At 49.9% G+C, this 1,044-nt stretch carries 1 protein-coding gene; it reads right to left on the bottom strand.

Annotated elements, in window-relative coordinates:
* A partial coding sequence (locus tag ETC02_RS16655) for an IS1380 family transposase (protein ID WP_171698450.1) occupies window positions 1-1,042 on the bottom strand: 1,042 nt, incomplete at its 3' end.
* Window positions 1,043-1,044: the final 2 nt, after the last annotated feature.

Below are 1,044 nucleotides of genomic sequence, written 5' to 3'. Positions count from 1 at the left end.
TCGCATGGTCATGATACAACGCGAGCACATCGCTCATTCGAACATGCTCGTATCCTTTGAGCCGCACCCAATAGCTTTCCACTTCATAATCAGGAACGAGCATCAGCTGTCCATTGCGTTCCATCGTCCGTTCCGTCACTTGGGTGACTTGAACGTACGTATACGTGTTTCCATCGATCGCTACCTTCTGTGGAAGGCATAACTCATAAGTTTGTACTCCTTCGGTTTGTCCATCATCGACACGTTTGCCCTTTTGCGAAGCGATCTGGAACCAAAGCGCTTTCGATTCTCGGCGTAAGTTTCGCTTGATGACAAAGTCCACGTCTTCCTTTAGACATACGTGCACATTCGCTTCCGCATCGTTTCCTGCATCCATGCGGACAAGCAGACGAGACGAGGTCAGCGGACGAGCTCGACGGATGGCGGTAGTTAAAAACGAAGGCATGTTGTCTTGTACATGTTGTTTCCCTGGACGCAGCTCGGCATGAACGATATACCCTTCCTTCCCTGCGTACGCAAACAACGGCGTAAAACCGTCAAATCCTTTATACGTTCGACTCACTCCTTCTTTTTTCGTATCGGAGTTGTCAAATGGGGAGCCGTCTACATCAAGTGGGAGCCATGTCGTCTTCCCTTTGGTCCAACAAGGGGACAAGGTAGCGTGTTGTCGAACCAACAGACGCATCGATTCCTCCCAAATGATTGCTTCGGTCATCGGAAGACAAGCGAGCTGATCGAGTCGTTGTCGCAAGGTTGGAGAGGAAGGCACGTGCTGAATCCCCATCGATGCCGAAAAGATATCGTCCTGACGATACGCTTCGATATGATCGAAATCCGTTTTTCCTGTGGCAAGCAAGCCGATCATCGAGCGAATGACGTCGCTATGGGAAATGTGCACTTCTCGACGAACCGTTGGAAGCCGAAGTGCGTTTACCCGTTTATCCAGTTTCGTTCGATGGAGTAAGTAGCCAACGAGAGCAAGCCCAGCACTTGGGGTAATCGCTTCATCTGTCAATACAAACCGAATCGGGAAATCTTTCATCA

Origin of the sequence: Geobacillus sp. DSP4a (genome assembly GCF_013096875.1) — a bacterium.
Lineage (GTDB): Bacteria > Bacillota > Bacilli > Bacillales > Anoxybacillaceae > Geobacillus > Geobacillus thermophilus.
The sequence above is the reverse complement of the archived record's forward strand: the minus strand, read 5'-3'. Positions and strand labels throughout refer to the sequence as shown.